At 44.6% G+C, this 13,949-nt stretch carries 15 protein-coding genes; 13 read left to right on the forward strand and 2 right to left on the reverse strand.

What is annotated here, in order from left to right; all coding sequences use genetic code 11:
* Nucleotides 1-23: 23 nt before the first annotated feature.
* Complete coding sequence (gene greA, locus ICN29_RS00465) at nucleotides 24-500, forward strand: transcription elongation factor GreA (RefSeq protein ID WP_216128672.1); 477 nt, start codon at nucleotides 24-26, stop codon at nucleotides 498-500.
* A 22-nt stretch (nucleotides 501-522) separates the two neighbouring features.
* Entirely contained in the window at nucleotides 523-1,014 is a 492-nt protein-coding gene (locus tag ICN29_RS00470; RefSeq protein ID WP_216128674.1) for a DUF4149 domain-containing protein, read from the forward strand.
* Nucleotides 1,015-1,101: 87 nt separating this feature from the next.
* On the opposite strand, the gene ICN29_RS00475 is transcribed toward ICN29_RS00470, so the two are convergent.
* Nucleotides 1,102-1,728 (reverse strand): YhbY family RNA-binding protein, encoded by a 627-nt coding sequence (locus ICN29_RS00475; RefSeq protein WP_216128676.1) that lies wholly within the window; start codon nucleotides 1,726-1,728, stop codon nucleotides 1,102-1,104.
* A 126-nt stretch (nucleotides 1,729-1,854) separates the two neighbouring features.
* Here ICN29_RS00475 and ICN29_RS00480 point away from each other — a divergent pair, with 126 nt between their 5' ends.
* The 11 genes from ICN29_RS00480 to phoR all read left to right on the forward strand — a co-directional run bounded on the left by ICN29_RS00480 (nucleotide 1,855) and on the right by phoR (nucleotide 13,658).
* Entirely contained in the window at nucleotides 1,855-2,529 is a 675-nt protein-coding gene (locus tag ICN29_RS00480; protein WP_216128678.1) for an RlmE family RNA methyltransferase, read from the forward strand.
* Between the two features lie 202 nt (nucleotides 2,530-2,731).
* Nucleotides 2,732-4,609: an ATP-dependent zinc metalloprotease FtsH gene (gene ftsH / locus ICN29_RS00485; RefSeq protein WP_216131826.1), complete on the forward strand. Its 1,878-nt coding sequence runs from the start codon at nucleotides 2,732-2,734 to the stop codon at nucleotides 4,607-4,609.
* A gap of 45 nt (nucleotides 4,610-4,654) precedes the next feature.
* Nucleotides 4,655-5,494: a dihydropteroate synthase gene (folP, locus tag ICN29_RS00490; protein ID WP_216128680.1), complete on the forward strand. Its 840-nt coding sequence runs from the start codon at nucleotides 4,655-4,657 to the stop codon at nucleotides 5,492-5,494.
* Between the two features lie 32 nt (nucleotides 5,495-5,526).
* A complete protein-coding gene (glmM, locus tag ICN29_RS00495) occupies nucleotides 5,527-6,870 on the forward strand; it encodes a phosphoglucosamine mutase (RefSeq protein ID WP_216128682.1) in 1,344 nt (447 codons plus the stop codon).
* A gap of 176 nt (nucleotides 6,871-7,046) precedes the next feature.
* A complete protein-coding gene (gene pstS / locus ICN29_RS00500) occupies nucleotides 7,047-8,069 on the forward strand; it encodes a phosphate ABC transporter substrate-binding protein PstS (protein ID WP_216128684.1) in 1,023 nt (340 codons plus the stop codon).
* Between the two features lie 75 nt (nucleotides 8,070-8,144).
* Nucleotides 8,145-9,131 carry a phosphate ABC transporter permease subunit PstC gene (gene pstC / locus ICN29_RS00505; RefSeq protein WP_216128686.1) on the forward strand — a complete coding sequence of 329 codons (987 nt, stop codon included), beginning with the start codon at nucleotides 8,145-8,147 and terminating at the stop codon, nucleotides 9,129-9,131.
* A complete protein-coding gene (gene pstA, locus ICN29_RS00510; protein WP_216128688.1) occupies nucleotides 9,128-9,994 on the forward strand; it encodes a phosphate ABC transporter permease PstA in 867 nt (288 codons plus the stop codon). Before pstC ends, pstA begins: the two co-directional genes overlap by 4 nt.
* Nucleotides 9,991-10,839 (forward strand): phosphate ABC transporter ATP-binding protein PstB, encoded by an 849-nt coding sequence (gene pstB, locus ICN29_RS00515; RefSeq protein ID WP_255538004.1) that lies wholly within the window; start codon nucleotides 9,991-9,993, stop codon nucleotides 10,837-10,839. Before pstA ends, pstB begins: the two co-directional genes overlap by 4 nt.
* Nucleotides 10,840-10,852: 13 nt before the next feature.
* Nucleotides 10,853-11,560, forward strand: a complete 708-nt coding sequence (phoU, locus tag ICN29_RS00520) for a phosphate signaling complex protein PhoU (RefSeq protein ID WP_216128690.1) — start codon at nucleotides 10,853-10,855, stop codon at nucleotides 11,558-11,560.
* Nucleotides 11,561-11,575: 15 nt separating this feature from the next.
* Complete coding sequence (gene phoB / locus ICN29_RS00525; RefSeq protein ID WP_216128692.1) at nucleotides 11,576-12,289, forward strand: phosphate regulon transcriptional regulator PhoB; 714 nt, start codon at nucleotides 11,576-11,578, stop codon at nucleotides 12,287-12,289.
* 64 nt (nucleotides 12,290-12,353) lie between these two features.
* Complete coding sequence (phoR, locus tag ICN29_RS00530) at nucleotides 12,354-13,658, forward strand: phosphate regulon sensor histidine kinase PhoR (RefSeq protein ID WP_216128694.1); 1,305 nt, start codon at nucleotides 12,354-12,356, stop codon at nucleotides 13,656-13,658.
* A gap of 11 nt (nucleotides 13,659-13,669) precedes the next feature.
* Here phoR and ICN29_RS00535 read toward each other — a convergent pair whose 3' ends face one another.
* On the reverse strand, nucleotides 13,670-13,870 hold the full coding sequence (locus ICN29_RS00535) for a hypothetical protein (RefSeq protein ID WP_216128696.1): 201 nt from the start codon (nucleotides 13,868-13,870) through the stop codon (nucleotides 13,670-13,672).
* Between the last annotated feature and the right edge of the window lie 79 nt (nucleotides 13,871-13,949).

The raw sequence follows: 13,949 nt of genomic DNA on the forward strand, positions 1-13,949 counted from the left end.
CGAATTTAAGTTAGGTTGGCAGTATGAGCACAATTCCCATTACCAAACGCGGTGCAGAACTTCTCAAAGAGGAACTGCACCGTCTGAAGCATATTGAACGTCCAGCAGTCATCATCTCGATTTCTGAGGCGCGTGCCCAAGGCGATCTCTCTGAGAATGCCGAGTACGATGCCGCTAAAGAAAAGCAGGGCTTCATTGAAGGCCGTATCCAGGATCTTGAAAGCAAGTTATCTGCAGCGCAGATTATTGATCCAGCCACACTCGATGTTTCTGGTCGGATTGTGTTTGGCGCTACTGTTGATCTGGAAGACCTCGAAGATGGCACTAAACTCACTTATCAGATTGTGGGTGACGATGAGGCCGATATCGCTGTAAGTAAAATCTCCATTAGCTCTCCGATTGCCCGCGCCTTGATTGGCAAGGAGGAGGGCGATGTTGTGGGTGTCCAGGCCCCCGGTGGCAATCGTGAAGTCGAGATTCTGGCAGTTCGCTACGTCTAAGAATCATCTCTAGAGAAACCCAGTGCAGAACGCAACTGCTCCAAAGCATCCTGGAGCGCAACGACTCTTTATCTTAATTGCCGGTCTCTGGGTTGGCAGTATTCTTGCTGTTGGCTATCTAGTTGCTCCAGCAATCTTTAATACCCTGACTGATCGTCAAGTAGCCGGCATGGTTGCTGGTAGCGTCTTTAAAGCTGAAGCCTATCTCAGTATCATTATTTGCATTGCTCTCATGGTGCTCGCAAACTTGCTTGTTACGCGTGGCCTAGCTCAGTACAAGATCATTCGCTTAATTCTGCTGGGCATGTTAATTTGCGCAGCTGCAGCTTCATTTGTCATGATCCCTTGGTTAGATACCTTGCGTGATCAGGCTTTGCTAGAAGGCATGCCAGTGATGCTATCTCCATCTGCCGATTTGTTTAGAACACTCCACGGTGTTTCTAGCATCTTGTTTCTGCTGCAGAGTGCCCTAGGCATCTATTTGGTGTGGCGTCTTACAAAGCCAAATCCATAATCTTCTAACTTAGTGATCTAACTGAGTTATCTAACTCAGGCAATAAAAAACGCCGGCTAGCGGCGTTCTTCGGATGACTTAAGTCTATTAAGACCCAAGTGATTTTTTCTTATTACTGCTCATTCGAACCTTACGTTTCTTAATGGGTGCCGGTGCAGCTGACGCTTTGCGATAACCTGGTGATGACCAACCAATTTTTGATTCAGCAGCTTCAGAACGCAGTACGCGTTTCTTCGGGGTAGCAGATTTTACGGCTGCAGCACGAGCAAAGGGTGCCGCATTGGAGGCAGAGCGACGCTCAGATCTTTCTGAGCTGCTGGTGCGGATGCCCGATTTGGTCGGTGCGCGGTTAGGCTGGCGTTTCGTGCGTGGCGCCTGCAATGATTTCTTAGTCTGCTTAGAAGATCTGCCGAGATTGGAAAACGCTTCATCGACTACATCTTTTGGTCTCCAGATGACCAGTAATTTGCCAATATGTTGAACTGGCGCAGCATCGAGTTTGTCGCAGAGCGCTTCATAAATGGCAACGCGTGCTTCACGATCATCACCAAATACGCGCACCTTAATCAGTCCATGATGGCTAATCGCAAGTTTGGCTTCTTTGATCACAGCAGGCGTTAAGCCACCACCACCGATCATGACGACAGGACTTAAGTCATGGGCATCAGCTTTGAGGGATTTGCGTTGTGCGGGAGTGATAGTCAGTGCAGTCATGGGCTCGATGATAGAGCATTGACTACATAAAAAGCCCGTTTAGACTAGATTTGCCAGTTTTTAGATCGATTCCTTTTGCTTTAGAGGACTAAAACTAGGAAAATGTAGGGCGAAAGTGGGTAAGTTGTGGCAAAGAATAAATTTAATAAAAGTTGGTTGCAGGATCATCTAAGCGATCCCTATGTGAAGATGGCTCAGAAAGAGGGCTATCGCGCTAGAGCGGTTTATAAGCTCAGTGAAATTGACGAGCAAGATCACCTCATACAAGCAGGCATGACCATTATTGACTTGGGGAGCGCCCCTGGGAGTTGGTCTCAATACGCACGCAACCGTTTAACTGAACTTGGTAAGAGCAATCCTCAGATTGAGTCTGGCAAACCCGATGGTCAAATCATTGCCATAGATATCTTGCCCATGGAAGATATTGCTGACGTCAGTTTTATCCAGGGCGACTTTCGGGAGGAAGAAGGTCTCAATGCCCTCAAAGCACTTTTACCGAAGAGTGCAGAAGGCAAGGTTGATTTGGTTCTATCGGATATGGCGCCAAACCTATCCGGAGTCGGTGTGGCAGATGCTGCGCGGATGGCCTTTTTGGCTGAGATTGCCCTCGATTTTGCGATAGATCATCTCAAGCCCGAGGGAGCTTTACTGATCAAATGCTTTAACGGCAGTGGCTATAGCCAGATCGTGGAATCCTTCAAAAAGGTCTTCAAAACAGTCGCTTCCAGAAAGCCCAAGGCCTCTCGCGCTCGTTCTTCAGAGATCTTCCTCTTAGGCCGAAACTTAAAACCCCCTAAATAAGCAGTTAGTAATCACACAGTAGGCACTGAAAATCAGCGCTAAAAGGGATTAGAACCCCCCAATAACCCCCTTAAATACAGGGGTTTATTAAATAAATATGCCATTAGACCTTGAAAAAGGGTGGTAGTAGAATCAAATACATAGGAAGCAATGTGCTTATTTCCTGGATACATCCAGAAAAGGAATTAACTTGAACGGCAATATGAACAGCAATATGTTCCAAAAAATCGGCGTGTGGCTCATCGTGGGCCTGGTGCTATTTACTGTTTTTAAACAGTTTGATAAGCCCAAGGAACAAACGCAAGTCACGTACTCCCAATTCATGGATGACGCTAAGGCTGGAAAAGTGAAGCGCGTTGATGTACAAGGCCGCACATTACAAGTCACGCCAGCTGACGGTACTAAATACTCCATCATTTCTCCAGGGGATATCTGGATGGTGGGTGACTTAATGAAGTACGGCGTACAAGTTACTGGTAAAGCAGATGATGAACCCAATATGTTGGTATCTGCTTTGTATTATCTCGGACCAACCTTATTGATCATTGGCTTTTGGTTTTTCATGATGCGCCAAATGCAAGGTGGCGGTAAAGGCGGGGCATTCTCCTTTGGTAAATCCAAAGCCCGTCTCATTGATGAAAATAGCAATACTGTTACTTTTGCTGATGTTGCTGGTTGCGATGAAGCCAAAGAAGAAGTCTATGAGTTGGTTGACTTCCTGAAAGATCCCCAGAAGTTTCAAAAGCTTGGTGGACGCATTCCGCACGGCGTACTACTCGTTGGCCCTCCAGGTACTGGTAAAACCCTCTTGGCACGTGCCATTGCGGGCGAAGCTAAGGTTCCTTTCTTCTCGATCTCGGGTTCTGATTTCGTAGAAATGTTTGTGGGTGTCGGTGCGTCTCGCGTCCGCGATATGTTTGAGAACGCTAAGAAAAATTCACCGTGCATTATCTTTATTGATGAGATCGATGCGGTAGGTCGTCATCGTGGTGCTGGTATGGGCGGCGGTAATGATGAGCGCGAACAAACCTTAAACCAAATGCTCGTTGAGATGGATGGTTTTGAAAGTAATAGTGGCGTGATCGTTGTGGCTGCTACTAACCGTTCCGATGTATTAGATAAAGCCTTATTGCGTCCAGGTCGTTTCGATCGTCAAGTACACGTAGGCTTGCCAGACATTCGGGGTCGCGAGCAGATCTTGCAAGTGCATATGCGTAAGGTACCGATTGATCCTGATGTCAATGCTGCAGTACTAGCACGTGGCACCCCAGGATTCTCCGGTGCTGACTTAGCCAACTTAGTTAATGAAGCTGCCTTGTTTGCTGCGCGTCGCAATAAACGTTCAGTCGAAATGAAAGACTTTGAAGACGCTAAAGACAAGATCTATATGGGTCCTGAGCGTAAGTCTGCCGTCATGCGTGAAGAAGAGCGTCGTAATACCGCTTATCACGAGGCTGGCCATGCAGTTGTAGCTAAGAGCTTGCCTAAGGCAGACCCAGTGCATAAGGTCACCATCATGCCGCGCGGTATGGCATTAGGTGTAACTTGGCAGTTGCCAGAATTTGATCGGGTCAATCTGTACAAAGATCGCATGATGGAAGACTTGGCTATTTTGTTTGGTGGCCGTGCTGCAGAAGAAATCTTTTTACACTCGTCGAGTACCGGTGCCTCCAATGACTTTGAGCGTGCTACTAAACTGGCGCGCGATATGGTGACCCGTTACGGTATGAGTGATAGCTTAGGTACGATGGTTTACGTTGATACTGAGTCTGAAAGTATTTTCGGGCGCAACAGCACCAAGACCGTTTCTGAGTTGACACAACAAAAAGTGGACTTTGAGATTCGTACGCTGATTGATAGTCAATATGCCTTAGCTAGATCGATTCTAGAAAGTAGTCGCGATAAGGTTGAAGCGATGGTTACTGCTTTGCTCGAATGGGAAACCATTGATGCCGATCAAATTACGGACATCATGGAAGGCCGTCCACCGCGTGCACCATTGCCGCCTCCACCGACCATCTTTGGTAACTCTGCTGGCACAACCGGCCCAGCGGCTGGTAGCGCTCCAGCGACAGCTTAAGCAACAAGACTAGCCGTCTTGATGGATCAGCAAGGCATTTCAGAGATGCCCACAACATGGCGTTGTGGGCGTTTTCTTTTTGACTTCGCCAAACGTAGACGCCCAGTGGTGATGGGCATTCTCAATGCCACACCAGATTCATTTTCAGATGGCGGTAAATTTAGAACAGCTCAAGATGCGATCGCTCAAGCAGAGCTGATGATTAAGGGTGGTGTAGACCTGATTGATATTGGTGGTGAATCCACTAGACCAGGAGCGCAGCCAGTAGAACTTCAAGAAGAGCTTGATCGCGTGCTACCGGTGATTGAAGGGCTCAAAGATTGTGGTGTGCCACTGTCGATTGATACCTATAAAGCAGAAACGATGCGCCAAGCCCTAAGGGCAGGCGTTGATTGCGTGAATGATATTTGGGCCCTAAGACAAGAGGGTGCAGTAGATGCAGTATTTGAGAGTAAAGATTGTGGAATTGTCTTGATGCACATGCAACGTGATCCCCAAACCATGCAATTTAATCCGGAGTATCACGATGTGCTTGCGCAAGTGATGCAGTTTCTCAAAGAGCGCGCAGAACTGCTCACAGCAAAAGGGGTTGAGAAAAACAGAATCGCCATTGATCCTGGCTTTGGCTTTGGCAAGAGTCTTGAGCACAACCTTTCTATGCTCAAGCATTTTGATCAATTCTCTCAACTAGGTTACTCAGTACTAGCGGGTATTTCACGTAAATCGATGCTGGGCAAACTCACTGGTAAAGATACTCATCAGCGCTTAGCCCCCAGTGTGGCTGCAGCCATCATGGCAGCTGATCGTGGTACCAGGATTGTGCGAGTCCACGATGTACCTGAGACGGTAGATGCTTTAAAGCTATGGGAAGCCATTGCTTCCTAGGCTCTAAGCTTCTCGGTTTTATAATGAACCCTATGAAAAAACAATACTTTGGCACTGATGGCATTCGCGGTGAAGTGGGGCAATTTCCGATTGTTCCCGAGTTCATGACGCGCTTAGGCTATGCCGCAGGTAAGGTTCTGTCTAAAAATGCAAAAGCGGGTCAACGCTCCAAAGTATTGATTGGCAAAGACACCCGTATTTCAGGTTATTTATTAGAAGCTGCACTAGAAGCGGGCTTTGCTGCTGCAGGCGTAGATGTCATGCTCTGTGGCCCGATGCCAACTCCTGGCGTGGCTTACCTGACCAAAGCATTGCGTTTATCAGCAGGGGTTGTGATTTCTGCATCACACAATCCCTATCAAGATAACGGCATTAAGTTTTTCTCGGCCAATGGTGACAAATTGGGTGATGAGTTTGAGTTAGCGATTGAGTCAGAGTTAGAAAAACCCATGGGTTGCGTGAGTGCCCAAGAGCTTGGTAAGGCGTTTCGTTTAGATGATGCAGCAGGGCGCTATATTGAATTTTGCAAATCAACCTTTCCAGGCGATCTCAATCTCAAGGGACTAAAGCTAGTCATTGATTGCGCCAATGGCGCTGCATATCACACCGCACCGCATGTATTTCATGAGCTGGGTGCAGAAGTCATTTCGATTGGCGTTAATCCAGATGGCAAAAATATTAATGATGGTTGCGGCGCTACTGCACCAGCAGCCTTGATTACCAAAGTGAAAGAAGTCAATGCAGATCTTGGCATTGCGCTAGATGGCGATGCTGACCGCCTGCAAATGGTAGACGCCAGTGGAAGATTGTTTAATGGCGATGAGCTCTTGTATGTACTGGCTAAAGATAGATTAGAGCGTGGTCAGAAGCTTGGTGGAGTCATTGGTACCTTGATGACTAATCTTGCGGTTGAGAATGCGATTAAAGAACTGGGCATAGGATTTGAACGGGCCAATGTGGGCGATCGATATGTACTAGAGCTACTCAAACAAAAAGGCTGGATTATTGGCGGGGAAGGTTCTGGCCACTTACTATGCCTTGATCAGCACTCCACTGGAGACGGTACGATTGCAGCCCTTCAAGTGCTGGCTGCCATGAGTCAAAATAAAAAGAGTCTTGCTCAATTACTTGAAAAAGTGACTATCTTCCCGCAGGTTCTGCTGAATGTAAAAATCAAATCCAGTTACGACTGGAAGTCTGACCAAAAACTCCAGCAGCAGATCACTAAAGTAGAGTCGGATCTTAAAGGCATTGGTAGGGCGCTCATTCGGGCTTCTGGCACTGAGCCGCTCCTACGAGTAATGATCGAAACTAAGGATGGTAATGTGGCGATGAGCGCCGCTAAAAGCATCGCTGATTTAATTCCGACAGCCTAAGTCTAATCCCAAGCCTAAGCCATTAATTTTTCATTTTGACTCTTAAAGATTAATCATAAACTACTGAATTTATTGACTTTTATTTTTTGTGACATTCCTGTCATCAAAGCGTCATAGTCCAATCGTATTGTCCTTGTATCGCAATGTTGCGTTATTTCTACCCAAGGACTAATCACATGAAATCTTTCTTGAAAAAAGCACTCGTTATTGGTGCTATTTCGCTAGCGCCTACAGCATTTGCTGTTGAAATGACAGGCGCCGGATCCTCATTTATTTATCCAGTTTTAAGTAAATGGGCTGAAGCCTACAAAGCTAAAAGTGGCGATAGCTTGAACTATCAGTCTATCGGTTCTGGCGGTGGTATCAAGCAGATTAAGGCCAAAACAGTGGACTTTGGTGCAACGGATGCGCCTTTAGCCTTTGATGATTTAGAACAACATGGCATGGTTCAATTTCCTGCAATTATTGGTGGGGTAGTCCCAGTTGTAAATATTGATGGTGTTGGTCCAAATCAATTGAAGCTTTCAGGTGATTTGTTATCCGATATTTTTCAAGGATCTGTAACAGACTGGAGTGATAAGCGTGTTGCGCTATTAAATCCAGGAGTTAAGATTCCTTCAGGCCCAATTACAGTAGTTACTCGTGCTGATGGTTCTGGCACAACGGCAATTTTTACCAGCTTCTTATCCAAAGCAAGTAGCAACTTTAAAGACGCCGTTGGTTTTGGTGCTCAGGTTAAATGGCCCGCAGCTTCTACAGTTAGCGGTAAAGGTAATGAGGGTGTTGCTGCGAACGTTGCCCGAATCAAGAATTCTATTGGCTATGTTGAGTATGCTTACGCAAAAAAGAATAATTTGAGCTACACACAAGTACGCAATGCTGATGGTGTGATGGTTTCTCCAACCTCTGAATCGTTCGCTGCCGCTTCTGCCGGAACAGATTGGTCTAAGTTCCCTGGAATGAATACATTTATTACTTATGCATCAGGCGCTAAAGCTTGGCCGATTACTGGCGCAACCTTTGTCGTTCTCTACAAGAAGCCGGAAAATAAAACTCAAGCAGCTGCAGTATTGAAATTCTTTGACTACTCCTTCAAGGATGGTAAGAAATCTGCATCTGACTTAGATTACGTTCCAATGCCAGACGCAACAGTTGATTATATTCGTAAGCAAGTATGGTCAAAAGTTGAATCAAAATAATACGTATATTTATTTATTGATCTTATCAACCCTGAAAATCAGGGTTGATTTTTACACTTTAGATTAAGTTTAGTTATGAATACTTTGGAATCTGCTGGCGCTTCTACACTGATGGCAGCTAGGATTGCTCGTATCCAACGCATCCAAGACTTTCTATTTCATCGTGTTACCCAATTTTTTTCTCTTTCGGTACTCTTCGCACTATTAGGAATCATTGGATCGTTATTTATTAATGCATGGCCTGCCTTAAAAGAGTTTGGCCCCCAATTCTTTACTTCTCCGGAGTGGGATATTGTCAATGGTGAATTTGGTGGCTTAATTGCTATCTACGGAACTATCGTATCCTCTGTTATTGCTTTATTGATAGCGGTACCCCTGAGTTTTGGCATTGCTTTTTTCCTAACTGAAATCTGCCCACCGCCCCTAAGACGTCCACTAGGAACAGCAGTTGAGCTGTTGGCAGCGGTACCATCTATTATTTACGGAATGTTTGGATTATTCGTTTTTGCACCGATTTTTGGTGATTATATTGAGCCAGCACTACAAGCAACACTAGGTCAAATTCCTATAATTGGAATTTTATTTTCTGGCCCACCAAATGGTATAGGAATGTTATGTGCGGGATTAATTCTTGCTCTGATGATCCTGCCATTTATAGCCTCTGTAATGCGTGATGTATTTGAAATTGTTCCTCCTATACTCAAAGAATCAGCCTATGGAATTGGTTGTACTACTTGGGAAGTGGTACGAAATATTGTTCTGCCGTATACCAAAGCTGGTGTGATCGGTGGGGTGATGCTTGGTCTTGGTAGAGCTCTCGGTGAGACGATGGCAGTCACTTTTGTGATTGGTAATGCACAGCGTATTTCTGCATCCCTTTTTGCACCAGGTAGCTCTATTGCATCTACTTTAGCCAACCAATTTGGCGAAGCAGAGGTTGGTTTACATTATTCATCGCTTTTTGCTCTTGGTCTTGCGTTATTTTTTATTACATTTGTTGTGCTAGCCTTTGCAAAATGGATGTTAATTAGCATGGAGAAGAAACAAGGCCTTAAAACATGAGTTCAAATATCAATCTGGATATGTCTGTTTTTGCTCGTCGCAAAAGGGTAAATAAAATTGGTTTAACTCTTTCCATGATTGCAATGGCAATTGGAATGGCTGGTCTTATCTGGATTCTTAGCATTCTGTTCATTAAGGGATTTTCTGCGATCAATCTAAACATGTTCATTGCGAGTACTCCAGCTCCAGGTACAGAAGGCGGTGGACTTGCAAATGCTATTGTTGGTAGCCTCATGCTGGTCGGTTCTTGCACTTTTATTAGCACTCCCATCGGAGTCTTAGCTGGGCTTTATTTATCTGAATATGGTGATCGCAGCAAAGTTGCTTCACTGACCCGTTTTGTTACGGATATTATGCTTTCAGCGCCATCTATTGTGATCGGATTATTCGTGTATGCCTTGTATGTTGCTAGGGTTCAACATTTCTCTGGCTGGGCTGGTACGGTCGCTCTAGCACTCATTGCGATTCCTGTAGTTGTCCGAACCACAGAAAATATGTTACGCCTAGTTCCAGGTAGTTTACGAGAGGCAGCCTATGCTTTAGGTGCGCCTAAATGGAAAGTAGCTTTCATGATTACACTGCGTGCAGCGCAAAGTGGAATCATGACTGGTATTCTTTTAGCACTGGCAAGAGTTAGCGGTGAAACGGCACCTTTACTTTTTACAGCCCTCAGTAACCAATTTTTTTCTACGGATATGAATAAGCCATTGGCAAATTTGCCTGTTGTTATATTCCAATTCGCTATGAGCCCGTACGATAACTGGGTAAGCTTAGCTTGGGGCGGATCTCTTTTGATTACCTTTGCCGTTCTCGGCTTAAATATTTTGGCGCGAGTGGTATTTCGTGAGAAGGTTCAGGGATGATGAGTAATATAAAAACAATGTTTGACTTAAATCAGATCGATAGTCAAGGGGGCGGAGTGGAAACAATAGATCAACAATCAGACCAAGCTGCGATCAATGCACTTGAAGTGAGAAATCTCAATTTCTTTTATGGCGCTTTTCAGGGCCTTAAGAATATCAACTTGGATATTGAGCAAGGTAAGGTAACTGCATTTATTGGTCCTTCAGGCTGTGGCAAATCGACCTTATTGAGAACGCTCAACCGAATGTATGACCTCTATCCAGGTCAGCGTGCTGAAGGCGAAATCAATTTTTATGGCCAAAATATTCTTGAGCCAGGGCAGGACTTAAACTTGCTACGCTCACGTATTGGCATGGTTTTTCAAAAACCGACTCCGTTTCCAATGTCTATTTATGAGAATATTGCCTTTGGTGTGCGCCTTTATGAAAAGCTCTCTCGCTCTGAAATGGACGAGCGAGTTGAATGGGCCCTGAATAAAGCAGCTCTTTGGACAGAATCGAAAGACAAATTAAACCAAAGTGGCTTGTCATTATCTGGCGGCCAACAACAACGTTTGTGTATTGCTCGGGGTGTTGCTGTTAAACCCTCAGTGATGCTGCTTGATGAGCCAACTTCAGCATTAGATCCTATTTCGACTGGAAAAATCGAAGAATTGATTAATGAATTGAAGCATGAGTACACCATAGCAATTGTTACTCACAATATGCAGCAGGCAGCCCGCGTATCCGATTACACTGCTTATATGTACCTCGGTAGCTTGGTTGAGTTCGGTAAAACTGATGAAATATTTATTAAGCCTAAGCGTAAAGAAACTGAAGACTATATTACCGGCCGGTTTGGTTAATTGGAGACATTAAATGCCTGATAATCACCTTTCATCACAATTTGACGCAGATTTAAATTCGCTTTCGAGTCGTTTACTCGAAATGGGTGGATTGGTTGAGTCGCAGATCTCAACAGCGATGCGTGCATTCACACAAATGGATCTCGATACTTGCAATATTGTTATTGAGAATGAAAAACTGGTTAATGATCTTGAGATTCAAATTGATCTAGCTTGTACTGAATTGATTGCAAGACGTCAGCCTATTGCACGAGACTTGCGTTTAGTGATGGCCGTTTCAAAAGCAATCACTAATCTTGAGCGAGCAGGTGACGAAGCAGAACGTGTTGCTAAGCGCACTAAACGCCTTATTGAGTCAGGCACTCCACATAATATCAATGTGGCTGAGATTCGTCTTTCTGGCCAAATGGCAATCAATCTCTTGCGCCGTAGTTTGGATGCATTTGCACGGTTAGATACCATTGCCGCTGCTGATGTTGTAGCTGAGGACCGTCAAATTGATGAGGAGTTCAGAGGTTTTGTTCGCAAACTCATCACTTATATGTCTGAAGACCCGCATATTATTAGCACCGGTTTAGATATGTTGACCATTGCTAAGGCAATTGAACGTATTGGTGACCATGCCAAGAATATTGCCGAGTTTGTAATTTATATTGCAAAGGGCTCTGATGTTCGCCATATCCCGCATGAAGATTTAGTGCGCGAAGCCAATAAAGAATAAAGCTGAGCATCTGATATGACTCACCGCATACTAATTGTTGAAGATGAGCCATCAATTGCCGAGTTAATTGCAATTAATCTAACGCATGCAGGCTATGAGGTTGAGAAGGCCATGCAAACTGATCTTGCTATTGCAATAATGAGGGAGCGTTTGCCAAGTCTGGTCATTTTGGATTGGATGTTGCCAGGCAAATCTGGAGTGCAATTTGCTAAAGAGTTACGAGCCAATGATCGGACTAGAGGCTTGCCTATCTTGATGTTAACAGCTAAAAGCGAGGAGTCTGATAAGGTATTGGGCTTAGATTCTGGTGCAGATGATTATGTGACTAAGCCTTTCTCACCCAAGGAATTAATTGCCAGAGTGAGAGCCTTGTTGCGTAGACAAACCCCGCTTGAAGATACCGGACCGCTCACAATCGGCCCCCTGAAGCTGGACCCAAGTTCTCATAGAGTCCTAGCGATATGGCCCAATAGTGATCCAAAGCCAATTTCCTTAGGCCCGACAGAATATAGACTCCTTCAATTCTTTATGGCCAATCCAGAGCGAGTCCATTCTCGTGCTAATTTGCTCGACAAGGTATGGGGTAATGAGGTTTATATTGAAGAGCGTACTGTAGACGTTCATATTAAGCGCCTCAGGGCCGCATTGACCCCAGTGGACTGTGATCGATTTATCGAGACTGTCAGGGGCAGTGGCTATCGCATTACCAAGACACCAACTGATAATTAGAGCATCTGTAAAGGTTTATTTGGGGTATTTCGAGGGCATTCTTGAGATAGTCTAAGATTGCAACATGATTTCCGCCTTAACTCGCTTTATCTTCCTTGTTTGCCTTGCATTAATAGCTGCATTCATAACTCTTTATAACTGGGGTGCTGAATACGCTATTTTCATCGGTGTATTTCTCTTATCCATACCGCTGGTGTACTCCTATATCAACTTAGCGCGCCTAGGTAAATATGTGCAATCGGATTCAGTCGAGAATATGCCGCTACCTAGTGGATTTTGGGAAGAAGTTTTTTTCAGGCTACAACGTCTAGTAAAAATCCAAAAGCAAAGGATGCGAAATATTAAGCAGCAGCATGATCACTTTATCGAAGCTTTTCAAGCCTCGCCCAATGGGATTTTGATGTTAGATGAAAGCGACCAAATTGAGTGGTGCAATAGCATTGCAGAACGTTTTTTTGGCTTAATTTTTAAACGCGATGCAATGCAACGCATCAATTTCCTAATACGCCGACCCGAATTTATTCAATACTTAAATAAACGCAACTTCGATGAACCGCTACTCCTTGAAAGAATGGGCCCAGATAGTAGTCTTAGCTTAATGTTGCAGGCCTTTCCGTTTGGCAATCAGCGACATCTATTGCTAGTACAAAATGTCACTGATTTACAAAAAGCAGATGCCATGCGCCGGGACTTCGTTGCCAACGTCTCTCATGAAATGAGGACGCCAATCACTGTATTGATGGGATTTTTAGAGACGGTTCAGTCTTTAGACCTTGAGAAGAGCCAGCGCGATCAGTACTTTGAAATGATGATGTCGCAAGCTCAACGTATGAAAAGTTTGGTGGAAGATCTATTAACACTAGCCAATCTGGAGGCCAACGCATTACCGGCCGCATTAAATACGGTCAATATTAAAACATCCATGGCGCTCCTTAAAAATGATGCTGAAGCACTATCTCATGGTAATCATAGCTTTACTTTTGAAGTGCTTGATAAAGAAAATTTATTAGGCGATGAGCGGGAGATACTTTCTGCATTTAGTAACCTAGTTTCAAATGCAATACGTTACACCCCTGATGCTGGAGCAATTCATGTGAAATGGGATATCAATGCAGATGGGCAAGGTGAATTTTCTGTAACCGATACCGGCCCTGGTATTGCTTCAGAACATCTTTCAAGGCTTACGGAACGTTTTTATCGAGTAGACAGGAGTCGTTCTCGTGATACGGGAGGGACTGGCCTCGGTTTGGCAATTGTTAAACACATTGCCAGTCGTCATCAAGCCCAATTGACAATCGAAAGTACGCCGGGGAAGGGGAGTACTTTTATGCTGCGCTTTCCTAGAGAACGCTTAAGTGCTGAAGCGTAAAACCTTCAGAATCAATCTTTTTTCTTTTTCTTTTTCTTTTTAGACTCTTTAGGAAGCTTCTCAGCTTTGCCGCCTGCGTATAGGCACCAGACTTTAATCTCTTCAAGCAACTCTACAAGATCATCATGAGGAAGGCTTTTAAGGTCAGCAAGACCTATAGCGCCACTTTCCTGAAGCTGTTTTACTGCATCTTCGTATCGATATTCACTCATGGCTTCAGCTTGTCATATTAGGGAAAGTCACTTTACCAAAGAAATATGACAAAACACTCTTTTTAGCGTTTGAGAGCCT

The sequence above is a fragment of the Polynucleobacter nymphae genome (assembly GCF_018882155.1).
Lineage (GTDB): Bacteria > Pseudomonadota > Gammaproteobacteria > Burkholderiales > Burkholderiaceae > Polynucleobacter > Polynucleobacter nymphae.

Bases quoted from the DNA above. Each gene is read 5' to 3' on its own strand.
- ICN29_RS00475 (WP_216128676.1), bottom strand. From the start codon at position 1,728: ATGACTGCACTGACTATCACTCCCGCACAACGCAAATCCCTCAAAGCT.
- phoR (WP_216128694.1), top strand. From the start codon at position 12,354: ATGATTTCCGCCTTAACTCGCTTTATCTTCCTTGTTTGCCTTGCATTA.
- pstS (WP_216128684.1), top strand. From the start codon at position 7,047: ATGAAATCTTTCTTGAAAAAAGCACTCGTTATTGGTGCTATTTCGCTA.
- ftsH (WP_216131826.1), top strand. From the start codon at position 2,732: ATGAACAGCAATATGTTCCAAAAAATCGGCGTGTGGCTCATCGTGGGC.
- pstC (WP_216128686.1), top strand. From the start codon at position 8,145: ATGAATACTTTGGAATCTGCTGGCGCTTCTACACTGATGGCAGCTAGG.
- ICN29_RS00535 (WP_216128696.1), bottom strand. From the start codon at position 13,870: ATGAGTGAATATCGATACGAAGATGCAGTAAAACAGCTTCAGGAAAGT.
- phoB (WP_216128692.1), top strand. From the start codon at position 11,576: ATGACTCACCGCATACTAATTGTTGAAGATGAGCCATCAATTGCCGAG.
- phoU (WP_216128690.1), top strand. From the start codon at position 10,853: ATGCCTGATAATCACCTTTCATCACAATTTGACGCAGATTTAAATTCG.
- folP (WP_216128680.1), top strand. From the start codon at position 4,655: ATGCCCACAACATGGCGTTGTGGGCGTTTTCTTTTTGACTTCGCCAAA.
- glmM (WP_216128682.1), top strand. From the start codon at position 5,527: ATGAAAAAACAATACTTTGGCACTGATGGCATTCGCGGTGAAGTGGGG.
- greA (WP_216128672.1), top strand. From the start codon at position 24: ATGAGCACAATTCCCATTACCAAACGCGGTGCAGAACTTCTCAAAGAG.
- pstA (WP_216128688.1), top strand. From the start codon at position 9,128: ATGAGTTCAAATATCAATCTGGATATGTCTGTTTTTGCTCGTCGCAAA.
- pstB (WP_255538004.1), top strand. From the start codon at position 9,991: ATGATGAGTAATATAAAAACAATGTTTGACTTAAATCAGATCGATAGT.